The sequence below is a fragment of the uncultured Nitratireductor sp. genome, assembly GCF_913053745.1.
Lineage (GTDB): Bacteria > Pseudomonadota > Alphaproteobacteria > Rhizobiales > Rhizobiaceae > Nitratireductor.
The window spans coordinates 32,799-47,463 of sequence record NZ_CAJXGF010000016.1; the positions used below are offsets into that span (position 1 = coordinate 32,799).

Below are 14,665 nucleotides of genomic sequence, written 5' to 3' on the forward strand. Positions count from 1 at the left end.
GGAAGCCCCGCATTGCCCTTTGCATGACATCACGCAATGTCATGACGATCCTATATTTCGCCTTGTATCGGTGCGACAAACGACAAATTATCAGGATTGCGATTAGATAAAGTAATATCGATGGACAGAGCGGATATACCCCTGAACGCGCTGCGCGTGTTCGAGGTCGCCATGCGACAGGGCAGTTTCACCAAGGCTGCGGAGGAGTTGCGGGTCACGCAGGCCGCCGTCAGCCATCAGATCGCGCGGCTCGAGGATCGCCTGGGCGCCGCCCTGTTTCTACGGGCTTCGGGCGGACTTGTACCGACCGACGAGGGGCGCCTGCTATATCCCGTGCTTGAACATGGGCTGGATGGTATTGCCCGCACCCTTTCGCGCATTACCGGGCGGCGCGATGTGGAGCTTCTCAAAGTCGGCGTGAACACGACCTTCGCGCTTGGCTGGCTGTTGCCGCGTCTCGCCGCTTTCCAGAACGCCCATCCGGAAATCGATCTGCGTATCTCGACCAACAACAACCGGGTCGACATTTTGCGCGAAGGGCTCGACATGGCCGTTCGCTTCGGCAATGGCGGCTGGACGGGCAGCGATACAATCCCGCTCGTGGCTGCGCCCATGGCACCGCTTTGTGCGCCCGCCCTTGCGCTACGCCTCTCGGAGCCGGCGGATCTGGCGCAGACGGTGCTTTTGAGAAGCTATCGCAGTGCCGAATGGCCGGGCTGGTTCGCGGCCGCCGGATTGCCCTGTCCGCCCATTGCCGGGCCGGTCCTCGACTCTTCCATCGCTCTGGCGCAATTGGCCGTCGAAGGAGCGGGCGTCGCGCTCCTGCCGGTCGCGATGTTCACGCGTCAGATCGCCGATGGGCGATTGACGCAACCATTCAGCACGACGGTGACGGCCGGGCGTTACCACCTGACCTGGCCTTCCGATCGTCCGCAAACGCCGGCCATGGAGAACTTCAAGCGCTGGCTGGTCGCGGAGAGCGCACGCGGCGCGGGCGCTTCGGGGTGAACGCGGCAGCTATTTCTCGACCCTGAAAGGAGGCCGTTCTCCTATTGCCCCTCGTAATGCGGTGTCCGTCGCTCGATCCGCGCTGAGAGACCTTCACGAATGTCACGGTATGGAGGCTTCGGGCGCTCGTCAGCGGCGAGTGCCGGAGAATGCGCACGGCCGCCGAATTCGCGAAAACCCCGGGGACATCCTGCGGTGAAGCGAGCGGGCCCTGCGCTTTTCTATTTCAACCGCGTCAGGAGTCCGGCCATGAGCTGCGCGCGCTCCACCAGGCTGTCGATCTGAATGTGTTCGCCGAGCGTGTGCAGACCCGCCCCGCGGACGCCGATGGAGTCCAGGGTGGGAATGCCGAGCGCGCCGGTGAAATTCCCGTCCGAGCCACCGCCGGCGCTTGCATGGGTGAGCTCGAAGCCGATCTCACCAGCAATGTCTCGTGCCAGTTCATAGATGGCCATCGTGCCCTTGTCCGGTTCCCAGACCGGTCGGGTCACGCCGCGGGTCACTTCGATCGTGACATCGTTCTCCTCGCCCGAAAGCGCCAGCATGCGTTCGACGCCGTGGTCGAGATCCGCCTGACGTTTGGCCATGGAAAGCACTTCGGCATCGCAGGAAGACGACACGCAATTGACCCATTGGCCGGCATGGACGACGCCCACCGAGAAGGTGCAGTCGTCTCCCGTCATGCTTTCGATTTCGAGTATCTTGCGTGCCATGGCGGCAATGGCCGAGCGGCCATCCTTGAGCGCCCAACCGGCGTGGCTCGGCCGGCCGGCCGTCTTCACGTTGAAGCGGGCGATGGCGTAGCGGCCCGTCACTGCGCCGCCGTCGGGCCGCGCGGGCTCGGGCACGAGCACGACCTTGTTCTTGCGGGCCTCCATTTCGATCAATTCGCGTGTCGAAGGCGTGCCCACCTCCTCGTCGGGGGTGAACAGGACCGTGATGGGCAGCGGCGTTTCGATCCCTGCCAGGATAAGCTGGCGGATCGCCTCGATGCTCACATAATTGCCGCCCTTCATGTCCTGAATCCCGGGGCCGTAGCAGCGTCCGTCTTCGATGCGCCAGGGATTTTTCTCCAGTGTGCCGATGGGATGCACCGTGTCGAGATGGCCGGAGATGAGAATGCCCGGCTTGCCGAAATCCTTGTGAGGGAAGCGCGCGCGAACCGAACCTCCGAAACCCATGCGGCCCCGAATGCGTTCGATCTCCGCGCCCACTGCGGCAAGATCGTAGGCCGCCAGATCCACCATGCGATCCACCGCATCGGCATCGAAGGTCGGACTTTCACAAAGGATCCACGGTTTCAGCCCGGCCAGCATGGCGTCCGTGTCGAACGGCAGTTTCTTCAAATTCATCGTCTATGTCCTGAACTGGAGCAATTCCAGGAAAAGTGGAAACCGGTTTTCCGTTCGGAACTGCGCAAAAACATTAAGTTGGAGTGCTCCCGCATTTCAGCGAAAAGCGGAAGCGCTCCCGTGTCGGGCTCAGAGCGGCAGGCGTTTTTCGACAATGCGTGCCATGATGCTTGCCCCCACGGGCAGCATGTCGTCATCGAGAATGAAACCCGGATTGTGAACGGGAACCGAGCCTTTGTGACCGAGCGTGCAATAGGCACCGGGCACGGATTTGAGCATGTCGGCGAAATCCTCGCTGCCCGTAACCAGGTCCTTTGTGATGGTCGCATTCTCCTCGCCGACTATCTCGGCTGCCGCCTGCCGATACGCTTCGGAGAGGTCGGCATCATTCATCAGCACGTCGAAGATCGGGCGCAGGTCCGGCACGATCTCCACTTCATAGCTGGCGGCGAAGCCGGCGCAGAGTTTTTCGACGCGGTCATGGATCAGATCGCGCACGTCGTCGGAAAAATAGCGGATGGTTCCGGAGATGACCGCTCTGTCGGGCACCACATTGTAGGCCGAGCCGGAATGAATCTGCGTCACCGAGAGCACTGCGGGCTGCGTCGGCTGCACATTGCGGCTGATAATGGATTGCAGGTTCTGCACCAAGGCCGTGGCGATAACGATGGGATCGCGCGCGTGATGCGGCATGGCGCCATGGCTGCCCACGCCGTTGATGGCGATATCGAAGAAGGTTGCCCCGGCCATGGCCGGACCCGGCTTGACGCCGAACTTGTTGGGGTCGGCGAGCGGGTTGTTGTGCATGCCGTAGACTTCGTCGCAGGGGAATTTGTCGAACAACCCGTCCGCCAGCATGGCGCGCGCGCCGCCGAGCCCCTCCTCCGCCGGCTGGAAGATCATGATGGCGCGACCGGAAAAGTCGCGCGTTTCGGCAAGATAGCGCGCAGCGCCCAGAAGCATGGTCGTGTGGCTGTCATGCCCGCAGCCATGAAACGCGCCTGGGTTTTTCGAGGCGTAGGGAAGATTGGTCAGTTCGTCCATGGGAAGCGCGTCCATGTCGGCGCGCAGACCGACGGTGCGGTCGCCTTCCTTCTTGCCTTTGATAACGCCGATAACGCCGGTCTTGCCGAGGCCCGTGTGAACCTCGTCGATGCCCCACTTTCTCAAAAGCTCGGCCACGATGCCGGACGTGCGGATTTCTTCGAAGCCGATTTCGGGATGCTGGTGGAAGTCGCGGCGGATGTCTGTCAGCTCATCCGCATAATCGGCGATTTTCGACAAAATGGGCATTTTTCCTCCAAACTGACGCTTTTCGCGTCAAACGGTCTGCAATTCTTTAAAATTCGCGAAATCCCACTGGCGGCCCGGTGCGGCCTCGATCAGCGCGCGCGTATAGGCGTGTTTGGGCGCGGAAAGCACATTGGCGGCGCTGTCATGCTCGACGATGCGGCCATGCTGCATCACCACCACCTCGTCGCAGATCTGGGCGGCGACGCGCAGGTCGTGGGTGATGAACAGAATGGCGATGCCGAGTTTGCGCTGTAGTTGATCCAGAAGATCGAGCACCTGAGCCTGCACTGAAACATCGAGCGCGGAAACGGCTTCGTCCGCAACCAGAACGTCGGGCTCCATGGCGATGGCGCGGGCAATGGCGACCCGCTGGCGCTGGCCGCCGGAAAACTGGTGCGGATAGCGATCGATGGCATCGTCCGGAAGGCCGACAAGGGCCAGAAGTTCGGCGGCGCGGTCGAGCGCCGCTCTCTTGTTCGACCCCATGTTGAGGGGGCCTTCGACAAGGCTCCTCCCGATGGTCCATCGCGGGTTCAGCGAGCGGAAGGGGTCCTGAAAGACGATCTGGATGTGACGGCGTAGCGGTCTGAGCGCGCGGCGCGACAATGTGGCGATCTCCTGATCGGCAACGCGGATTTCTCCGTCTGTCGGATCGATCAGGCGCATGATGCAGCGCGCGACGGTGGACTTGCCCGAGCCGCTTTCGCCGACAATGCCGAGCGTGCGCCCGCGTGCAATGGCGAAGTTCACATCGGTTGCCGCCCTGGTCAGGTCGCCGCGCTTGAAAACGCCATGCGTGCCGTAGATTTTCTGAAGTCCGTTGACGGAAAGCACGGTATCGTCACCCGCCACATCGCGCGGTGGGCGTGGGGTAAGGCTCGGCACGGCCTGAAGAAGCTCACGCGTGTAATCCTTCTGGGGACGGCGCAGCAATTCCTCGACCGGCGCCTGCTCTACGATTTTGCCGAGTTTCATCACATGAACCGTGTCGGCGATCTCGGCCACCACGCCCATATCGTGCGTGATGAAGAGAACCGCCGTACCGTGCTTTTCCTGGAGCTCTGCAATGAGGGTGAGGATCTGCTGCTGCGTCGTCACGTCGAGTGCGGTTGTCGGTTCGTCGGCGATGAGAAGCTGCGGCTCCAGAATGAGCGCCATGGCGATCATGATGCGCTGGCGCTGGCCGCCGGAGAGCTGATGCGGATAGGATCGGTAGATGCGTTCGACATCGGGCAGGTGCACCTGGTTCATGATGTCGAGAACGCGTGCCTTCTTCTCCTTTCCGGAGAGTTTGGTGTGCGTGTTGAGCACCTCCTCGATCTGATCGCCGACGCGGATCACCGGATTGAGTGCCGTCATCGGCTCTTGGAAGATCATCGAGATTTTCTGTGCACGCATGTCGCGCATGGCCTGGGGACCGAGGTCGAGAAGGTTCTTGCCTTCAAGTCCGATCCGCCCGCTGGTCGCCTCCAGTGCGCCCTTTGGCAGCAATCCCATCACGGAAAGCGAGGTGACCGATTTTCCGGACCCGGATTCGCCCACCAGGCATACGGTTTCACCGTGACGAATTTTGAGCGACACGCGATCGAGCACGGGCGCGGTCGTATCGTTCCCGGAAAGCCGGACGGTCAGATCCTCGATTTCCAGAACGCTTGGCACATCGTCGAAATTGCGGGTCTTGAAGTTCACCATCATCCCTCCCGCTTCTTGAGGCGCGGATCCAGCATATCGCGCGCCGTGTCGCCCAGAAGGTTGATCGACAGGATACATAGCGAAAGCAAGAGACCTGGCCAGAAGATCAATGAGGGCTTGAGCTGAAAGTAGACGCGGCCCTCGGCCATGATATTGCCCCAGGTGGGAATTTCGGTCGAAACGCCGGCCCCGAGAAAGGAGAGGATCGCTTCGGTGAGGATTGCCGAGGCGCAGATATAAGTGCCCTGCACGATAAGCGGAGCAAGCGTGTTCGGCATCAGATGCTGCCACAGTATCTTCGGCATGGACGACCCGAGCGCGATGGCGGCTTCCACATAGGGTTCTTCACGCGCCGACAAAACCACCGAGCGCACCAGGCGCACGACACGCGGTATCTCGGGAATGGTAATGGCGCCCATGACCGACCAGATGCTGGGGCCGTTGAGCGCGACCAGGGCAATGGCGAGCAGGATGGAAGGAATGGCCATCAGACTGTCCATGATACGCATGATGATGGCGTCGGCCATGCGGAAAAAGCCGGAGACGAGGCCGATCAGAAGACCGATCAGAACGCTGACGATTGCCGCCGACACGCCAATGAAAAGCGACACCCGACCGCCGGTGACGACACGCGAAAGCACGTCGCGTCCGTATGCGTCGGTGCCAAGCGGATAGGTTTCGCTCGGACCCTTCAGGCGCTGCAGGGCGTCGATGGCCATGGGATCGTGCGGCACGATGAGCGGCGCGAGCGCCGCAAGCAGGACGATGACGACAAGCACTATGGCGGCGATGATCGGCCCGGCGCCGGCGCGCCAGCCGCGCGGCATGGCGACGGCACCAAACAGCCATTGCATGCGGGAGGCGGGTTGTGGGGAGGCGACCATCAGTAGCGGATCCTCGGATCGAAAAATGTATAGGAAAGATCGATGAGCAGATTGATGAAGACATAAAGACCGCTCGTCAGCAGGATCATACCCTGGATAACGGGGTAATCGCGCGCCAGGATGGCGTCGACCGTAAGGCGCCCGATGCCGGGAATGTTGAACACGCTTTCGGTCACCACAACGCCGCCGATCAGGAGCGCGAAACCGGTGCCGATGATCGTCATGATCGGCACGGCGGCGTTGGAGAGCGCATGGCGGAAAAGCACCACCGTCTCCTTCACGCCCTTGGCGCGCGCGGTGCGGATGTAATCCTCGCCCAACACCTCGAGCATGGAGGCACGGGTCATGCGGGCGATGAGCGCAACATAGATTGTGGCAAGGGTGAGACAGGGGAGTATGGCGCGGGAGAGGAATTTTCCAAAATCCTCCGAAGGCGCGACATAACCCTGGACGGGGACCCAGCGCAGCTCGATCGAGAAGATCTGAATGAAGATATAGCCAATGACGAAGACGGGGATCGAGAAGCCGAGCACCGAGAAGGTCATGACCGCATAATCGACCCATGTGCGGTGGCGCCACGCCGCAAGCACGCCCATGGGAACGGCGATGAGCACCGAAAGCAGAATGGTCAGCACCGCGATGTTGATCGTCGGCCATATGCGTTGGCCGATCATCTGGGTGACCGGGGTGCTGGAAATCAGCGACGTGCCGAGCTCTCCTTGCATGAGAAGCCCGACCCAGGTGATGAACTGTTCATGCAGGGGATCTGAAAGCCCGAGCGAGGTGCGGATGCGTTCCAGTTGCGCGGGCGTGGCCATGTCGCCGGCAATGATGGCTGCCGGATCGCCGGGCGTCAGCCGCAGCAGAAGGAAAACGAAGATCGCGACGATGATCATGACCGGAATGACGGCCAGAATACGCCGGGTGATGTAACCTAACATCGGAACCTGGTGTCCTTTGTGTGACCCGCACAGAATGGGCGCCTTGCAAAAAAGCGGGGCACGCGATCCCGATCAGGGAGAGAACAGGAATCGCGCCGGGCAAAATGCCCGAAAGCCCCGCAGCTGACCCCGCCCGGCAACCAGGCGAGGCAGGAGTTCAGGCGATCAGTCTGCCTTTTCGATGTTCCAGAACACCGGAACGGGAGACGGGATCATGCCGGTCAGCTTGTTGCTGCGTGCCTGCGGGATGACATATTGGCCGAGTGGAACATAAAGCACGTTTTCCAGCGTGTGCTTCTGGATCTCGACGGCCACTTCCTTCTGCTTCTCCGGCGAGTCGGCAGCGATGAAGGCTGCACGCAGTTCCTCGACCTTTTCGTCCTCGGGCCAACCGAACCAGGCGTCGTCGCCGCGCCCGTTCAACATCGGGCTGATCAGCGGCGAGTTGATCTCCGGCACCATCCAGTTGGTGAAGAAGATGTTCCAGCCGCCCTCGGCGGGTTTCGCCTGGCTGGCGCGGCGGGTGACGAGCGTCTGCCAATCCATCGCCTGCATGTCGACATTGAAACCGGCTTCGCGCAGGGCCTGTGCGGCGACCACCGGCTGGGCGGTCAGGCTGACGACATCCGTTGGCTGCATCAGCACGATTGGCGTGTCGTCATAACCAGCTTCTTCGAGCAGCTTCTTTGCACCCTCGATGTCGCCGCCCGAGGTCAGCGTGTCGGACCCCGATTCATCGCCCAGCGGCGTGCCGCAGCCGAAAATGGCACCACAGACCTTGTAGTAATTCGGGTCGCCGATCAGCGTGGCGAGCACCGCCTCCTGGCTGAGCGCCATTTGCGCGGCCTGGCGGATCTTCGCATTGTCGAAGGGCGGATGTTTGAAGTTCATCCGGCCGATCGTTTGGTAACCCAGATCCTCGCGGGTCTCGACCGTCACCTCTTCGCTGGCTTCGAGCAGCGGCAGGAGATCGATCTGTACCTGTTCGATATAGTCGATCTCGCCCGACATCAGGGCGTTGATGGCGGTCTGGGCGTCGGGCATGGTGACCCACTTGACCTGGTCGACATTGACGTTCTTGCCGCCGGCCATCCAGCTCGCCTCGCCCTCGCGCGGAACGTAGTCCTCGAACTTGCGGTAGGTGACGGAAACGCCGGGCTGATACTCGTCGGCGACGAAAACGAACGGGCCGGAGCCGGTATAGTCGGTGATGGCTTCGTCTGAAGAGCCACTCGCCACGCGCTCGGGCATGATGAAGGGCGGCACGGCCGATTGCTTGCCCACCGTGTCGAGGAGGGCCGGGAACGGGCTCGTCAGCTTCCAGACGATCGTCTTGTCGTCGGTCGCCTCGAGGCTCTCGGTTACATCGAAGATGAGCTGGCCGCCGGAGTCGCGCTTGCCCCAGCGCTGGAGCGAAGCGACGGCATCGGCTGCCGTAACCGGCGCGCCGTCATGAAATTTCAGGCCGTCGCGCAACGTGAATGTATAGGTGAGATTGTCGTCGGAGACGGTCCAGTCGGCCATCTGCGGCTGCGGCTCGAAGTTTTCGTCCACGGCCACAAGCACGTCGTAGATCATATAGCCATGATTGCGGGTGATGTGGGCGGTGGTGATGATGGGATCGAGCACGCGCAAGCCCGAATGCATCACCGCTGTGATCGTCTTGTCCTGGGCGAACGCCGGTACGGCTGTGCTCATGCCGGCCATCAGCGCGGCACCGGCGGCAACGCCAAGCGCGGCACTCCTTAAGTGGTGAAGTCTCTCCTGAATACGCAACATGATGTTCCCTCTTTTCTTGCATGTGAAGTTTGCGTTTCGTGGTGACGTGGTTGTCGCGGTTCTTGTGCCGCGTTGAATGCGTGTCAGGCCTCCATCGCCGGTGTTGAAGCGGCGCGGCGGAAAACCGGTCCGTTGGGCGACAGCCGCATCCCGTCTGCGAGTTTGGTCCATGGCAGGTCGGCGGGGTCGAGCGGCATCGGTCCCGGCGCCGTGCACACGAGCACGGTTTCGGCGATGGGGTCGAAATCGGCGCGGAAATGCACCGAGCTCTTGTTGACCAGAATGGCCATCTCCGTCGGCTCGATGCCGACGAAACGGTACATGGCCAGATCCGCCATCTGTGCCTTGTGCGAGGCGACGACGATTTTCACCCCGTCGATCGACAGGCAGGCGGACGGCCCGACATTCATATGCGTGCCGCCGTAATAGGGGCCGGTGGCATGCAGATCGCCATTGGACAGCTTTTCCACACGGAAGGTGCCGGTGAAGGGTTCGTCGCCCGGAACGCCGGACTGGCCGCCGAGCGGAATGGCGATCTCCGCCCCCTCACCCGCCGCATGGGCGGCAAGCGCCGCCAGTGGATCGACGATCATGCCGATGGCGGCGCGGCTTGCTCCGTTTCCTAAAAGCGCGCGCAGCATGCCGGTGGTGTTTGAATCGCCGCCTGCGCCCGGATTGTCCTGCGTGTCGGCGATGACGACCGGCCGGACCGCCGTTTCGGCGATGCGCATGGCCTCGCGCACGCCCTCATCCGGCGTGAAGGCACGGCCGGCAAAGGCCTCTTCCGCATCCACGATGCGCGCATAAAGACGATCCGCAGCGCGGTCGGCGGCGTCCTGTGTCTCGGCGTAGGCGAGCACGGTCTGACCGCATTCGGCGATGTCGGCGGCGGGAAAGCCCATCCAGTAGGACACGCTGACAACAGTTTCGGACTCGAGTGCCGCGGCTTCTTCATAGAGACTTTTTGCCGGCTCAATGAACGTACACTGCCAGGGAATGGAGGTCAGGTAGGGAAGCCGCCGGAACGCATGGGCGAAGGGACGGCCACGCGTCATCAGCCTGTCGAGCCCTTCGGCCGCGCGCCGCCCGGTTTCGGCCATGTCCACATGGGGGTAGGTGCGGAACGCGACGAGAAGATCCGCTTCATCGACCATGCGCTGCGTTGTGTTGCCATGCAGATCCAGGCTGACGGCGATTGGGACATCCGCCCCGACCACGGCGCGCACGCGGGCGATCAGTTCCCCCTCCCCGTCGTCCAGATGTTCCGCGACCATGGCGCCATGAAGATCGAGGCAGACGCCGTCGAGCGGCCCGGCCGCGGCAATGCCGTCGACGATCTCACCGGCTATACGCTCATAGGCGTCGCGCGTGACGTGAGCCGAAGGGATGGCGCCGGTCCACAGAACCGGAACCATTTCCCAGCCTGCCTTTCCACCATGGGCAACGGCACCGGAAATGCCCAGATTGACACCCGGGCAGCGCTCGAGGATCTCCGTTCCCCGCGAAATGGGCAGATAGCCGCCACCCTGCTCGAACTGGGCATAGGTGGCTCGGGACGGGGCGAACGTGTTCGTTTCATGCAGGAAGCCGGCGAGCGCGACCCTCTTGCTCATGAGGCTTCTCCGCAAGTGAGAGTGCCAATCGAAATGCAACGCCGCATTCACAAGCCCCGCTTCTGCACGAAAGCATTTTCGGGTCGACGCCCGGAAAATGCGTGATAGGGTGGAGAACCAAGTATCGCTGTACGATACATTCGTATCGATAATACGATAGATGTGCAGTCGTTCCAGAGTCAAACGAATTCTGGGCGAAAAATGGGGGTGATGCGTGCGTTATATTCAGAAGGCGGAATACGGTGTGCCGCCGAGCACAAGCATCGATGAGAGCGATCCACTCTTCGTGCAGGCGATCGCACGGGCAATGCAGGTGCTTTCGGCCTTTCACGCAGCGGGAAAGCCGTTGACGCTGAACGAGATCGCAGCGGCCGGCGGTCTGGGCAAGAGCGGCGCGCAGCGGGTTGTCCACACCTTGCGCCAGCTCGGCTATGTGGAACGCGACGCCGACGATCGCGGTTATGTGCCGGGCATTCGCATTCTCGATCACACGCGCGATTATCTGCGGCTCAATCCGCTTGTGGCGCGCGCCTCGCCGGTGTTGATGGAATTGCGGCGCACCGTGCGCGAGCGCGTGGATCTGAGTTTGCGCGATGGGCTGCGGCTCGTTTACGCAGCGCGCCTTCAAAGCAAGCGCGAGACGTTCTTCGCCACACTGGTGGGGCAGAGCGTGCCGATCTACTGCACGTCGGGTGGGCGTGCGGTGATGGCGCATATGAGCGATGCGGAGGTGGACGAGATCATCGAGCGCTCGGAGCGCCGGGAGATCACGCCGAAGACGATCACCGATCCCGGCGCGATCCGGGCGAAGGTCCAGGAGGCGCGCGAGAACGGCTATGCACTGGCACTCGAGGAGATTCTCCAGGGCGAGATCGCCATCGCTACCGCGCTGGTGGCGCCGGACGGCACGCCTCTGGGCGCGATTCATATTGCCGGATCGCTGAGCGAATGGGACGCAGAGACCTTCTGCCGCCGGTTTGCACCGCTGGCCGGCGAGGCGGCCGGGGCCATCAACAGGTTTTAGATGTCCGCTCGGGGTGGCCTTGTCTGCCGGTCCATCGACCCGTCATCCAGAAACGCTACGGGTTCGGGCGCGGCCCGCTGAATGAAGACGTGCGAGAGACGGTCGGCCTTACCGAAGGGGACGTGACGTTTCTACCGGTTCTAACCGGCTTCGGCACAGACACGGTGGGCCCCCTCCCCTGCTCCGTGTGATTCTCCAAACCTGCCGCATCGTGTCTTTACGGGTCAAATCGGGCGATCGGTTTCCCGGCCGGAGATGTTTTTTTCAGCGGGATCGGGGTGGAGATTTTCGGTGCGCCGCTCCCGCACTCCATTTAAGTTTCGGTAAGTGCGGGATTATTCGGCGCGGGCATCGATTGTCGCGGCGCGGACAGGTTTATCGTTAACCCTTTGTTAACCAAAAACTTCTTGACGCCACCATGCGTTCCTGTGGCATTGGTTACGGCATTGCAGGCGATTGTGTGAAAACGGCGTAACAAGAATACAGTCCTGTTAATTGCGGTTGTTGCCGGTTTCAGACGAGGTCGCAGCGCGTTTGCATTTTGAGCGTATCTCGCCCCTCAAGCGTAGGCCACTCGCCCAGCGCCTGCGAATCGGGTTACGTTGCGCAATCATTTCCTGGAAGCGCTGCGTCGCTTCCGGGGTGGAATGAAGCATAACGCGCTGCGTTCGCCAATGAGCTGCGCCATGTTGACAGCTGTCAACGGGCGCATGGCTGAAACGGAAAACGAGGAGCGGCGCGGCATGGATATCGCCAGCGACCATGAAGGAGAGCGGGAGTTGGATAAGATGGCGGAGGCAGCGACGGGAAGCGCGGGCGCTGAGAGCGTGCTCGCAGCCGACGAGGCCATCGCTGCGGACGCCGCGCGGCTTTCCGAACAACTACGTGTCATGCGCGACCGGCTTTTCCCGCCGGCCGCCCAGAAAACACTGCGCACATTTTCGAGCGGTGAAGCCGCGCGGCTGATCGGCGTGTCCGACGGTTATCTGCGTCAGCTTTCCATCGCCGGCGAAGGGCCGCAACCGGAAACCGGTCCGGGCGGGCGGCGTTATTACGCACTCTCCGATATCAATGCGCTGCGCCAGCATCTGGCGGCGCAAGCACGGACCAAGGGCAATCTCGCCAAGGCGCGCTCCTATGTAAAATGGCGCGATCCCGAACACGAGCATCTGCAGGTCATCTCGGTGACCAATTTCAAGGGCGGTTCGGGCAAGACGACGACGAGCGCGCATATGGCGCAGCATCTGGCCCTGTCGGGCTATCGCGTGCTGGCGGTCGATCTCGATCCGCAGGCGTCGCTTTCCGCCCTGTTCGGCTACCAGCCGGAGATCGATCTGTCGGGCAACGACACGCTTTACGGCGCGATCCGCTACGATGAGGAACGCCGCCCGCTTTCACAGATCATCCGCAAGACCTATTTCGACGGGCTCGACCTGGTGCCGGGCAATCTCGAACTGCATGAGTTCGAGCACACGACACCGCGCATGCTGGCGGAACGGCAGGCTGGCGGCGGAGCCGACGAGTTCTTTTTCGCGCGCATTCAAGCCGCCCTCGCCTCGGTTGCCGACGATTATGACGTCGTCGTAATCGACTGTCCGCCGCAGCTCGGTTTCCTGACGCTCTCGGCGCTGTGCGCGTCTACTTCGGTGATCGTGACCGTGCATCCGCAGATGCTCGACGTCGCGTCGATGAGCCAGTTTCTTTACATGACGGCGGATCTGCTTTCCGTCGTACGCGAGGCGGGCGGGTCGTTGAACTTCGATTTCCTGCGCTACCTGGTGACGCGGTATGAGCCGAATGACGGGCCGCAGACGCAGATCGTCGGCTTCCTGCGATCCCAGTTCGGCGAGCGTGTGCTGACGGCACCCATGGTGAAATCGACGGCGATCTCCGATGCCGGTCTGACCAAACAGACGCTCTATGAAGTCGGCCGAGACAATTTCACGCGCTCCACCTATGACCGTGCGATGGAAGCGTTGACATCTGTCAACGCCGAGGTCGAGGCGCTGGTGGAAGCCGCCTGGGGCCGCAACGCCGCGGGAGATAGCGCATGAGCAAGCGCAAGGACCATCTCAAGGCGTTGTTCGGCGGTTCAGGCGAGGGTGACGCTCCCTCGCCCAGCCCGACGCCCGCACCGCAGGCACCGGAAACGAAATCGGCACCCGTACCAACGAAGACGGAGGCGCCGCGCAGTTCCTCCGGCGCGGTCAAGGCGATGGGGTTGTCGTTGTCCTCGATGAGCCGGGAGGTCGAGGACGCTCGCGCAATTCGCGAAAGTCTTGCCAAGGGCGAACGCATAGTCGAGATCGATCCGGATCTGATCGACCCCTCGCTCGTGCGCGACCGTCTGAGCCGCGAGGACGATGGCGACGAAGACTTCAATGCGCTGGTGGAAAGCATGCGCGAGAACGGCCAGCAAGTGCCGGTTCTGTTGCGCCCACACCCCACCAAGAACGACCGCTTCCAGGTCGCCTACGGTCATCGGCGCGTTCGCGCGGCCGGGCGTCTCAAGCGGCCTGTCCAGGCGATCGTACGGACGCTGAATGACGATGAACTGGTGCTTGCCCAGGGCAAGGAAAACACCGAGCGGCGCAATCTCTCCTTCATCGAACGGGCCTTTTTTGCCGATGGGCTGATGCGTCACGGCTTTGATCGGGGAGTGGTGCAGCGCTCTCTCTCCTTGCACAAAGCCGAGATGACGCGGCTCTTGCAGGTGGCTGAAGCGGTACCCGTGCACATTGCCAGCGCCATTGGACCGGCTCCGAAAGCAGGGCGACCCCGCTGGATGGCGCTCGCTGAATTTCTGAAGCGTGAAGCGGCCGTGGTGATCGCTCAGGACGAGATCACCTCCGTTGCGTTTCGCGCCGCCGATTCGGATGAGCGGTTCCGCAGACTTTACGAGCGGCTGGCGCGCCGAGCGGCGACGAAGGCCAGGAAGGCGGACAAGGTTCGCGCCGTCGCAGACAGCAAGGGACGCCCTCTGGCGAAAATCACGCTGGGCGCCACACCGAGGCTCGACTTCGACGAAAAGACCAGGCCGGGTTTCGCCGATTACGTGGCGACGCTCTTGCCGGAACTC

11 protein-coding genes are annotated in these 14,665 nt (G+C 62.2%); 4 read left to right on the forward strand and 7 right to left on the reverse strand.

Going from position 1 to position 14,665, the window contains the following annotated elements; all coding sequences use genetic code 11:
• The first annotated feature begins 120 nt into the window (after positions 1 to 120).
• The gene (locus QZ638_RS04585) at positions 121 to 1,008 is read left to right on the forward strand and encodes a LysR family transcriptional regulator (protein WP_295807457.1); all 888 of its coding nucleotides are present in this window, start codon (positions 121 to 123) and stop codon (positions 1,006 to 1,008) included.
• A gap of 221 nt (positions 1,009 to 1,229) precedes the next feature.
• Here the strand turns inward: QZ638_RS04585 and QZ638_RS04590 are convergent, their stop codons facing one another.
• The 7 genes from QZ638_RS04590 to QZ638_RS04620 form a co-directional block, all read right to left on the reverse strand.
• Complete coding sequence (locus tag QZ638_RS04590; RefSeq protein WP_295807459.1) at positions 1,230 to 2,360, reverse strand: M20/M25/M40 family metallo-hydrolase; 1,131 nt, start codon at positions 2,358 to 2,360, stop codon at positions 1,230 to 1,232.
• Positions 2,361 to 2,489: 129 nt separating this feature from the next.
• Positions 2,490 to 3,653, reverse strand: a complete 1,164-nt coding sequence (locus QZ638_RS04595) for a M20 aminoacylase family protein (RefSeq protein WP_295807461.1) — start codon at positions 3,651 to 3,653, stop codon at positions 2,490 to 2,492.
• A gap of 27 nt (positions 3,654 to 3,680) precedes the next feature.
• Positions 3,681 to 5,342 (reverse strand): ABC transporter ATP-binding protein, encoded by a 1,662-nt coding sequence (locus tag QZ638_RS04600; protein WP_295807463.1) that lies wholly within the window; start codon positions 5,340 to 5,342, stop codon positions 3,681 to 3,683.
• 2 nt (positions 5,343 to 5,344) lie between these two features.
• Positions 5,345 to 6,199 carry an ABC transporter permease gene (locus QZ638_RS04605; protein WP_295807481.1) on the reverse strand — a complete coding sequence of 285 codons (855 nt, stop codon included), beginning with the start codon at positions 6,197 to 6,199 and terminating at the stop codon, positions 5,345 to 5,347.
• Between the two features lie 29 nt (positions 6,200 to 6,228).
• Positions 6,229 to 7,170 carry an ABC transporter permease gene (locus QZ638_RS04610; RefSeq protein ID WP_295807465.1) on the reverse strand — a complete coding sequence of 314 codons (942 nt, stop codon included), beginning with the start codon at positions 7,168 to 7,170 and terminating at the stop codon, positions 6,229 to 6,231.
• Positions 7,171 to 7,335: 165 nt separating this feature from the next.
• On the reverse strand, positions 7,336 to 8,949 hold the full coding sequence (locus QZ638_RS04615; protein WP_295807468.1) for an ABC transporter substrate-binding protein: 1,614 nt from the start codon (positions 8,947 to 8,949) through the stop codon (positions 7,336 to 7,338).
• 83 nt (positions 8,950 to 9,032) lie between these two features.
• A complete protein-coding gene (locus QZ638_RS04620; RefSeq protein ID WP_295807471.1) occupies positions 9,033 to 10,562 on the reverse strand; it encodes a M81 family metallopeptidase in 1,530 nt (509 codons plus the stop codon).
• Between the two features lie 214 nt (positions 10,563 to 10,776).
• Here QZ638_RS04620 and QZ638_RS04625 point away from each other — a divergent pair, with 214 nt between their 5' ends.
• The 3 genes from QZ638_RS04625 to repB all read left to right on the forward strand — a co-directional run.
• Positions 10,777 to 11,586 (forward strand): IclR family transcriptional regulator, encoded by an 810-nt coding sequence (locus QZ638_RS04625; RefSeq protein ID WP_295807474.1) that lies wholly within the window; start codon positions 10,777 to 10,779, stop codon positions 11,584 to 11,586.
• 788 nt (positions 11,587 to 12,374) lie between these two features.
• Positions 12,375 to 13,640, forward strand: coding sequence for a plasmid partitioning protein RepA (repA, locus tag QZ638_RS04630; protein WP_295807483.1), 1,266 nt, complete (start codon positions 12,375 to 12,377; stop codon positions 13,638 to 13,640).
• Positions 13,637 to 14,665 (forward strand): plasmid partitioning protein RepB (gene repB / locus QZ638_RS04635; protein ID WP_295807476.1); only part of this gene is annotated, 1,029 nt, incomplete at its 3' end. The genes repA and repB, both read left to right, overlap by 4 nt.

Coding starts and splice junctions, on each gene's coding strand:
- QZ638_RS04585 (WP_295807457.1), top strand. CDS start 121: ATGGACAGAGCGGATATACCCCTGAACGCGCTGCGCGTGTTCGAGGTC.
- QZ638_RS04590 (WP_295807459.1), bottom strand. CDS start 2,360: ATGAATTTGAAGAAACTGCCGTTCGACACGGACGCCATGCTGGCCGGG.
- QZ638_RS04595 (WP_295807461.1), bottom strand. CDS start 3,653: ATGCCCATTTTGTCGAAAATCGCCGATTATGCGGATGAGCTGACAGAC.
- QZ638_RS04605 (WP_295807481.1), bottom strand. CDS start 6,199: ATGCAATGGCTGTTTGGTGCCGTCGCCATGCCGCGCGGCTGGCGCGCC.
- QZ638_RS04610 (WP_295807465.1), bottom strand. CDS start 7,170: ATGTTAGGTTACATCACCCGGCGTATTCTGGCCGTCATTCCGGTCATG.
- QZ638_RS04615 (WP_295807468.1), bottom strand. CDS start 8,949: ATGTTGCGTATTCAGGAGAGACTTCACCACTTAAGGAGTGCCGCGCTT.
- QZ638_RS04620 (WP_295807471.1), bottom strand. CDS start 10,562: ATGAGCAAGAGGGTCGCGCTCGCCGGCTTCCTGCATGAAACGAACACG.
- repA (WP_295807483.1), top strand. CDS start 12,375: ATGGCGGAGGCAGCGACGGGAAGCGCGGGCGCTGAGAGCGTGCTCGCA.